This is a genomic window from Vibrio sp. 05-20-BW147 (genome assembly GCF_013369385.1).
Taxonomy (GTDB): domain Bacteria; phylum Pseudomonadota; class Gammaproteobacteria; order Enterobacterales; family Vibrionaceae; genus Vibrio; species Vibrio floridensis.
The window spans coordinates 1-1,297 of sequence record NZ_SZTO01000078.1 but is presented as its reverse complement, the minus strand read 5'-3'; the positions used below and the strand labels follow the sequence as shown (position 1 = coordinate 1,297).

Annotated in this window: 2 protein-coding genes and 1 pseudogene; all 3 read left to right on the top strand. The window is 41.8% G+C overall.

The window, feature by feature from the left end:
- Positions 1-151: 151 nt before the first annotated feature.
- The 3 genes and pseudogenes from FC652_RS20045 (at position 152) to FC652_RS20035 (ending at position 1,030) form a co-directional block, all read left to right on the top strand.
- A complete protein-coding gene (locus FC652_RS20045) occupies positions 152-373 on the top strand; it encodes a VF530 family DNA-binding protein (RefSeq protein ID WP_000076907.1) in 222 nt (73 codons plus the stop codon).
- Between the two features lie 3 nt (positions 374-376).
- A pseudogene (locus FC652_RS20900) lies at positions 377-502 on the top strand (DUF3265 domain-containing protein); the annotation flags it as partial.
- A gap of 18 nt (positions 503-520) precedes the next feature.
- On the top strand, positions 521-1,030 hold the full coding sequence (locus tag FC652_RS20035) for a ClbS/DfsB family four-helix bundle protein (protein ID WP_103155764.1): 510 nt from the start codon (positions 521-523) through the stop codon (positions 1,028-1,030).
- Positions 1,031-1,297: the final 267 nt, after the last annotated feature.

The following is a 1,297-nucleotide window of genomic DNA, read 5'->3' as shown; positions in this document are numbered from 1 at the left end:
CTCACCCCTTAACGCGGCGTTATGCAAATATTCAAATCAGCCGATTTTCCAGTGCTCAGGTCTAGGCTATTGGCGAAAATAAATTGGCTAACTGGCTACAGCATTCTGGTAAACTGCGACCAAACTAAGCGGTATTATTAGGATCCAAGCGATGAGCCAAGAGCAACCAAACAACCCTTTACATGGATTAACCTTAGAGAAAATCCTTGTTCGTTTACAAGAGCACTATGGTTGGGAAGGGTTAGACAGAGAAATTCAAATTAACTGTTTTTACAGCAATCCATCAATCAAATCTTCTCTTAAGTTTTTGCGTCGCACACAGTGGGCGAGAGACAAGGTTGAGGCTTTGTATATAGATACGTTTTGCCGTTAGAACATTTGCATAACAAAGCGTTTAAGAGGGATTCATGCCGCGTGGCATTTGTGGTTTGCAGTGAGTTTTGGTGGTGAAAGTGATCTGCGGAAACTTGGTTTAGGCGGCACTCACCCCTTAACGCGGCGTTATGTGAATGGAGGTCAAATGTCTTCTGTGCCAAGAAATAAGGATGAATTGGAGTTGGCTATAAACTCAATATTTCCGAAACTCATGGCTGACTATCGTTCAATTCCGGAAAGCAAAGCTCGCAAACCTGGAGTAGAGGGAAACGTCAAAGGTACAGTCATTAGCGTTAGTGATACAGTGGCTTACTTGATTGGTTGGGGAAAACTCGTTCTTAAATGGCATCACTTAAGATCTCACAACCAACATGTTGATTTCCCGGAAACTGGTTATAAATGGAACCAATTAGGCTCACTCGCTGAAAGCTTCCACGAAGAGTACTGTGAGTGGAAATATGATGATTTACTCATTGAGCTTGAGTCTACAGTTAACGAGATACTTTTACTCATTTCAAGCTTAAGTGACCGTGATTTGTATGGTGTTGTGTGGTATGAACAATGGACTTTGGGGCGCATGATTCAGTTTAATACATCATCACCTATGAAAAATATGCGTACAAAAGTTCGGCGTTTCAATCGAGAATTCACATAACAAGCAATTTAAGAGGGATTCACAACGCTTGGCACTTTTGCTTCTACTTCAAATTTAGTGTTTATGGCACAATGCTTTAGGTTTGGGTGGAGGCGTTGTTCACCCCTTAATTGGGCGTTATGTTTAGTCACGTAAAATTAGCTGGTTGCATCTTTTCTTTGTTCCTTCGTATTTCCAATTTTGGTCATGTCGGCAGGTTAACTTCAGTGGTCGCTGTTTTCTGGACTCCAATTCGTGGGCGCTAAAAGTTCAGAGAGTTGCCTCATT